The organism is Paralcaligenes ureilyticus (genome assembly GCF_004346225.1).
Taxonomy (GTDB): domain Bacteria; phylum Pseudomonadota; class Gammaproteobacteria; order Burkholderiales; family Burkholderiaceae_B; genus Paralcaligenes; species Paralcaligenes ureilyticus.
The window spans coordinates 135508-143027 of the sequence record NZ_SMAJ01000009.1 but is presented as its reverse complement, the minus strand read 5'-3'; the positions used below and the strand labels follow the sequence as shown (position 1 = coordinate 143027).

The 7520-nt window shown below is 58.0% G+C and carries 6 protein-coding genes; all 6 read left to right on the top strand.

The window, feature by feature from the left end; genetic code table 11:
* A partial coding sequence (locus EDC26_RS20240; RefSeq protein WP_207915144.1) for a hypothetical protein occupies nt 1–183 on the top strand: 183 nt, incomplete at its 5' end.
* Between the two features lie 319 nt (nt 184–502).
* Nucleotides 503–1645 (top strand): acetylornithine deacetylase, encoded by a 1143-nt coding sequence (argE, locus tag EDC26_RS12990; protein WP_243700910.1) that lies wholly within the window; start codon nt 503–505, stop codon nt 1643–1645.
* Between the two features lie 163 nt (nt 1646–1808).
* Nucleotides 1809–3413 (top strand): ABC transporter substrate-binding protein, encoded by a 1605-nt coding sequence (locus EDC26_RS12985; RefSeq protein ID WP_132583257.1) that lies wholly within the window; start codon nt 1809–1811, stop codon nt 3411–3413.
* A gap of 76 nt (nt 3414–3489) precedes the next feature.
* Complete coding sequence (locus EDC26_RS12980) at nt 3490–4461, top strand: ABC transporter permease (RefSeq protein WP_132583255.1); 972 nt, start codon at nt 3490–3492, stop codon at nt 4459–4461.
* A 13-nt stretch (nt 4462–4474) separates the two neighbouring features.
* Entirely contained in the window at nt 4475–5392 is a 918-nt protein-coding gene (locus EDC26_RS12975) for an ABC transporter permease (protein ID WP_132583253.1), read from the top strand.
* A 9-nt stretch (nt 5393–5401) separates the two neighbouring features.
* The gene (locus EDC26_RS12970) at nt 5402–7147 is read left to right on the top strand and encodes a dipeptide ABC transporter ATP-binding protein (protein ID WP_132583251.1); all 1746 of its coding nucleotides are present in this window, start codon (nt 5402–5404) and stop codon (nt 7145–7147) included.
* Nucleotides 7148–7520: the final 373 nt, after the last annotated feature.

Sequence of the window (7520 nt, the reverse complement as noted above, 5' to 3'; positions counted from 1 at the left end):
ATAGCCCAGTGGGCTATTCGCCCCACGAGTTCGCACGCCGCCCCGAAGCCGGCCCTGCGCGCGGGAAGTCATGGCGAAGCCATGACCGTGCCCGTTGGAGCCCGATCCGCCTTAACCGGTCACGATGCGGGGCTAGAAGATTCTGGGCAAGATAGGGTGCATGCGATTAATGCGAAAGGATGAATGCCGCCTGCAGCGAATGCCACCCACAAGGGGTGGCGCTACATGAACAACGCTACAGGGGCGACGATATCGGTAGCGCCACGAATGTGCGGCGGACAGCGGCGGCTTATAAGAAGCTGAAAATTCAATGGCAAAACCGCCATCTTCCCGCTTAAAACCATAAAGCAGGGCAAAACATGGGGCATACCCCGAGGCAAAGTCATTGACGGTTAAAGCACAGAGTGGCTAACATCGGCTTTACCAAAATATGTAGCGCAACGCAGGCTGTAACCCGAACATGGTCACCCAATGCGTCGTGCTCGCCGGAGTATTTTTTTCTGTGAAACCCCAGTCTTTAGACATGATCACCAAGCTGGTCGGATTTGACACCGTCTCGCGCAATTCGAACCTTCCCCTGATCCACCATGTACGCGACTTTCTCGCCGAGCATGGTGTGAAAAGCCATTTGATCAGCAACACACAGGGCGACAAGGCCAATCTGTTCGCCACCGTCGGCCCCAACGTCGAAGGCGGCGTCGTGCTGTCGGGCCACACCGATGTCGTGCCGGTCGACGGCCAGGCCTGGGATACAGACCCATTTCAGCTCGTCCAAAAAGACGGCCGCCTGTACGGCCGCGGCACTTGCGACATGAAGGCCTTTTCGGCGATCGCGCTGGCAATGGTGCCCGACATGCGGCATTTGAAGCGCCCCATCCATTTCGCCCTGAGCTACGACGAAGAAGTCGGCTGCGTAGGAGCCCCCGCCCTGATCGAGCGGATATCCATAGCTGCGGCAAAACCCAGCGCCGTCATAGTGGGCGAGCCCACCAGCATGCAATCCATTGTGGCGCACAAAGGCATCGCCGCCGTACGCATCACCGTTCTCGGGCACGAAGCACACTCAAGCCAGACCCAGCGCGGGGTCAGCGCCGTAACAGTCGCCGCCAAACTGATCGCCTTCATCGACACCATGATGGTCGAGAACCAGGCGTCTGCCGACCCACAATGCCCGTTCGTGCCGCCTTACACAACGCTGCATGTAGGCGTCGTCAACGGCGGCACGGCACTGAACATCATCGCGCGGCAATGCACCTTCATGTGGGACATACGCGCGCTACCGGGCGACGACTGGCGAAACTATCTCAAACGCTTCCAGGCCTACGCCGACAGCCTGCTGCCGGCCATGCAGGCGATCGCGCCCGAAGCGGCCATCAAGACTGAAATCATCGCCGATGCCCCCCCCATGCAGGATCGCGGCGGCGCAGCGCAGGACCTCGCCTTCCGCCTGTCGGGGCACCAATGCCGCAACTGCGTCTCGTACGGGGCCGAAGGCGGCCTGTTCCAGCAACGCGGCTATTCCACCGTCTTGTGCGGCCCAGGGTCTATCGACCAGGCCCACAAGCCCAACGAATATATTGATATTTCGCAAGTCGAGGCCTGCGAAGTTTTCCTGGAAAAACTAATCAGGCAATTGGCGGCGTAAGCCGTCCGACCCCGTGCCTTGCTCACACAAAATCCAAGCATTGGAAGTCCGCACTACCGATAGGACGCCAATATTATGTACCTGCGATAAAACAAAAAGCCTTATCGCAGCCGCATGAAAGCCGTATCAATCCACAAAACAAATTGTTGACAGGAGACTCTGAATGAACTGCCCCAAACTAATTCGACATACCGCCCTGGCTGCGGCGCTGGCCTTGAGCGTAGGTTTGAGCCACGCGGTTCAGGCCAAGACCTTGCACTGGGCTTATCAGGGCGACGTCCAGTCGCTGGACCCCATGTCATTGAACGAGACCTTCACGCTCGGGTTCCAGAATGCCTTCTACGAGCCGCTGGCCACATACGACAAGGACCTGAAGCTGATTCCGGCGCTGGCCGAAAAGTGGGAAAACACCGAGCCCACCAAATGGGTTTTCCACCTCCGCCATGGCGTCAAATTCCATGACGGCAGCCCCTTTACCGCCGACGACGTGATCTTTTCATGGAAGCGCAGCCTCACGCCCGGCTCGGACATGAAAGGCTACGGCGCGATGGCCACCGACGTGAAGAAGATCGACGATTACACGGTCGAAGTCACCACACCCAAGCCCAACCCCATCTTGCCGCGCGACTGGGTATTCCTGTACATGATGAGCAAAAGCTGGGCCGAAAAAAATCATACGACCGAAGCCGCCAACGTGAAGGGCGGCGCCAATAACTATGCCAATCTGCACGAAGACGGCACTGGGCCGTTCACGGTGGTCGAGCGCCAGCCGGACGTCAAAACGACGTTGAAACGCTTCGACGGATATTGGAACAAAAAAATCCCCACCAACGTCACTGACATCGTCTTCCAGCCCATCACCCAGGAATCAACTCGCGTCGCAGCGCTCATTTCGGGTGAGATGGATCTGGTCATGCCCATTCCGGTGCAGGACTGGTCGCGACTGGAAAAAGAACCCAAGGTCCAGATTCTCAACAAACCCGAAGCACGGGCGGTCTTCATCGGCATGGACCAGCTGCGCGACGAACTGCTGTTCTCCAACGTCAAGGGCAAAAATCCGTTCAAGGACAAACGGGTTCGCGAAGCAATCGACCTGACGGTTGACACCGGCGTCATCAACAAAAAAATCATGCGCGGCGCGGCCCACCCCCTGGGTACGCTGATCGCCACCTCGATCAACGGCTACGACGAGTCATTCGGCAAGCCGTATAAAACCGACCTGCCCAAAGCCAAGAAGCTGATGGCCGAGGCCGGCTACCCCAACGGTTTTTCGGTGCAACTGGACTGCCCGAACGATCGTTATGTGAACGATGAAAAAATCTGCCAGGCCGTCTCGAGCATGCTCGCGCGCATCGGGATCAAAATCGACTTGCTTGCACAGACCAAATCCAAATATTTCGGCAAAATCCTGCTGCAGGCCGGCAACAACACCAGCATGTACATGCTGGGCTGGACTCCCAGCTCGATTGACGCCGAAAACTCCCTGACCAACCTGGTGGCATGCCGCAACAAGGCAACGGCGGCGGGGCAGTTCAACTTGGGCGGTTATTGCAATAAGGACATCGATGCCCTTATCGCAAAAATCGGCATCGAAACAGATCAGGCCAAGCGCAACGCCATGATCAAAAAGGCCTTTACCCTGCTGCGTGACGATTACGGCTACGTGCCTTTGCACCAACAGCCTTTGTCATGGGGCGTCAGAAAAGGCATCAAGGTGGCGCAGCGCGCTGACGATGTGCTCGACATGCGCAACGTTGTAATGCCTTAAGCAAAGCTGGCAATGCATCCGGGCCGTAGTCTCCCGCCCGGATGCATGTGTTGCTTCACACTCAAAGATCATCACCATGCTCAATTTCATCGCGCGGCGAATCTTCCAGTCGATTTTCGTCATGCTGACGGTGGGTTTTATCGCGTTTTCCCTGTTTCGCTATGTGGGCGACCCGATCAACAACCTGGTTGGCCAGGACACCACGCTGGCGCAACGCGCCGAACTGAAAAAACAACTGGGCCTGGACGACCCGTTTTTTGTGCAGTACGTACGATTCATCGACCACGCCGTACACGGCGACTTCGGCGTGTCGTACCGCCAGCGGCGCCCGGTCAGCGAACTTATCAAAAGCCGCATGCCCGCCACGCTGGAACTCTCGTTCGTATCGGCACTCATCGCCTTGTTCCTGGGCATCCCCATGGGAATTTACACGGCGCTCAAACGCCGCGGCATCGTCTCGCATACATTCATGACCATTTCGCTGTTGGGCATTTCCCTGCCGACTTTTCTCACCGGCATCCTGATGATTCTGATCTTCGGTGTGCTGCTGCGATGGCTGCCTACGTTTGGCCGGGGCGATGTGGTGCATTTCGGCTGGTGGAGCTCGGGCTTTTTTACCAAAAGCGGCTGGCTCTCGCTGATTATGCCGGCCTTCACGCTGGCCCTGTTCCAAATGACCTTGATCATGCGGCTGGTGCGCGCTGAAATGCTTGAAGTCATGCAAGCCGACTTCATTAAATTTGCCAGGGCTCGCGGCCTGCCCGAGCGCATGATCAACTTTCGCCACGCCTTGAAAAATACGCTGGTGCCAGTCATTACCATTACCGGCCTGCAGTTGGGGTCGATCATCGCGTTTTCGATTATTACCGAAACGGTTTTCCAGTGGCCCGGCATGGGCCTGCTCTTTATACAATCGATCGGTGCGGTCGACATCCCCGTGATGGCCGCCTATCTGCTGATGATCGCCTTCTTCTTCGTGATCATCAACCTGATTGTCGATCTGCTGTATTTTGCGGTCGACCCTCGTTTGCGCATACAAAAAAACTAGAAGATAAACGCCTATGGCTCAAAATACCTTATCCCGCATGATCGGCAGCGATATGTTCTACAGCTTCTGCCGTTCGCCCGCCGCCATCATATCGGCAGTGATTGCGCTGGCCATTTTCCTTGGAGCGGTATGTGCCCCGCTTATCGCTCCGCACGATCCGTTCAATCTGGCGTCATTGAATCTGCTCGATGCCAACACTCCGCCCGCCTGGTCGCCCGATGGCAGCAGCCAGTTCCTGCTGGGCACCGACGACCAGGGCCGGGATATCCTGTCGGCCATCCTGTACGGGTCGCGCATCTCGCTCGTGGTGGGCTTTGCGTCGGTCCTGTTCTCGCTGGTCATTGGAGTCACGCTGGGCTTGATCAGCGGCTACGCAGGCGGGCGCATCGACACCGTCATCATGCGCATCGCCGATGTCCAGTTGTCGTTTCCCGCCATCCTTATTGCCTTGCTGATAGACGGCATCGCCCGCGGCCTGTTGCCGCGCGACGCGCAAGACGCCTTGTCTTTATATGTACTGATCTTCTCCATCGGGATTTCAGGCTGGGTGCAATACGCGCGCACCGTGCGCGGCGCCACCATGGTCGAACGCAATAAGGAATACGTGCAGGCGGCCCGGTTGATCGGCATGAAGCCCTTCATGGTCCTGCGCCGCCACATCCTGCCCAACGTCATGGGGCCGGTACTGGTGATTGCCACCATCCATCTGGCGGTGGCCATTATCACCGAGGCCACCCTCTCGTTTCTGGGCGTGGGTATCCCGCCCACTACCCCATCGCTGGGTACGCTGATCCGTATCGGCAACAGCTATTTATTCTCTGGCGAATGGTGGATTACGATCTTTCCCGGAATCGCCCTGATATTGCTGGCCCTGTCGGTCAACCTATTGGGCGATTGGCTGCGCGATGCGCTTAATCCCAAGCTGAACTGAGACACGCGCATGGCACTTCTTGATATTGAACAATTACGCATCGAATTTTCGAGCCGCCACGGCGAGCTGGTGGCGATCGACAATGTCACCCTGACACTCGAAAAAGGTGAGATCCTGGGGGTCGTGGGTGAGTCGGGCGCGGGCAAATCGACGATAGGCAATGCGGTCATCGGGCTGCTCCAGCCGCCTGGAAAAATGACGGCCGGCGCCGTCAGCCTGGATGGCCGGCGCATCGACCAGCTACCCGGCCACGAATTCCGCAAAGTTCGCGGGCAACGCATCAGCATGATTTTCCAGGATCCGTTAACGTCCCTCGACCCGCTGCAAACGATTGAAAGCCAACTGGTCGAAACGATGCAGGTGCACTTGAACTTATCCTACAGCCAGGCACGTGCGCGCGCCATCGAGCTACTCCAAAGCGTCGGCATGCCGGAGCCAGAAATGCGCCTGCAGCACTACCCGCATCAATTTTCCGGCGGGATGCGCCAGCGCGTAGTGATTGCACTGGCCCTGTGCTGCGAGCCCGAAGTCATTATTGCGGACGAACCCACAACGGCGCTGGACGTCTCCATTCAAGCGCAGATTCTCGACCTCCTGCGCAAGCTGTGCAAAGACAAGCAGGTCGGCATGATCATCATCACCCACGACATGGGCGTGATTGCCGAAATTACCGACAGGGTGGCGGTGCTTTACCGGGGCAAGCTGGTCGAACAGGGAACCACCCAGAAAATCCTGGGCAATCCGGATCATCCTTACACCAAGAGCCTGATTTCGGCTGTGCCGCGCTCGGATATCAAGCTGCGCCGCTTTCCGATGGTGACCTACATCGAAGACGTGCTGGCACCCACCAAGAAAGAACTCGATATCAGCACGCACTGGCTCGGGCAGGAACGCGATTTCGGCAAACATGCCGACACGCCCCTCGTGGAAACCCGGAACCTGGGCATACAGTTCGTGCTGAAAAACGCGTTTCTCAAAAAGAACCGCTACATGCTCGACGCCGTGAAGGACGTGAGCTTTTCAATCAAGGAAGGCGAGGTATTCGGCCTGGTCGGTGAATCGGGCTCGGGTAAATCCACCATTGCCCGTCTGATTTCCGGCCTCTATAAGGCAAGCAGCGGCAGCGTGATTTTCAATGACGTCAATCTGACAAAGCTCAAGGATGAATCCGAGCTCAATGCGTTTCGCCGCCAGATACAAATGGTTTTCCAGGATCCGTATTCCTCGCTCAACCCCCGCATGCGCATACTGGATATCGTGGCCGAGCCCATACGCTTTCATAGAATGACCGGCAGTGAAGCGCAAACTCGCGCCATCGTCGGCGATCTGCTCGACTATGTAGGTCTGGGGCAGCAGGCGCTCAAACGCTTCCCGCATGAATTTTCGGGCGGCCAGCGCCAACGTATATGCATCGCGCGCGCACTGGCCACCCGGCCGCGTTTCCTGATCTGCGACGAGCCGACCTCGGCGCTCGATGTGTCGATTCAGGCGCAAATTCTCAACCTGCTCAAAGACCTGCAGGAAAAGCTGCACCTCACCATTTTATTCATCAGCCACGATCTGCCCGTCATCCGGCAGATGTGCGACCGGGTCGGCGTCATGCGTCACGGTGAACTGCTCGAAGTGGCCGATACCGAAACGCTTTTCTCCAACCCTCAGCACGAATACAGCAAGCATCTGCTGTCGCTCATGCCGACCCTGCACTTTCTGTCGCGGGAAGGGCTGGATATGGAACACGCCGCCCAGGTCGCATAGGCCGCCGGCAAGCGAATTCTTGGCATCCCGTAACGCGAGCCGTCTATGGGGGCCGGGGCGGGGCCGGCGTAAGGCGTGCTCCGGAGGCTGACGAAGGGAAGGCGGGGGCTGTCGGCGGGCCATGTTTGAGCGTAGCCGCGCCAGCGGCGTAGCGAGTTTGGCCCGACGCCCGCCTGGACGAGGCAGATCCGGATCAAGCACGCCCTGCCGGCCCCGCCCCGGCCCCCATAGACGGCGTCTTCAGATACCAACACGTCCAGTGCTGTATACCATTCGACCAAAAATGCGCTAGACGACGGCGCGCCCCCACCCTATGATAGCCGCATCGGGGCCGCCAATGCCATCATCGGACGGCTTGTTCAACACTTTGGGA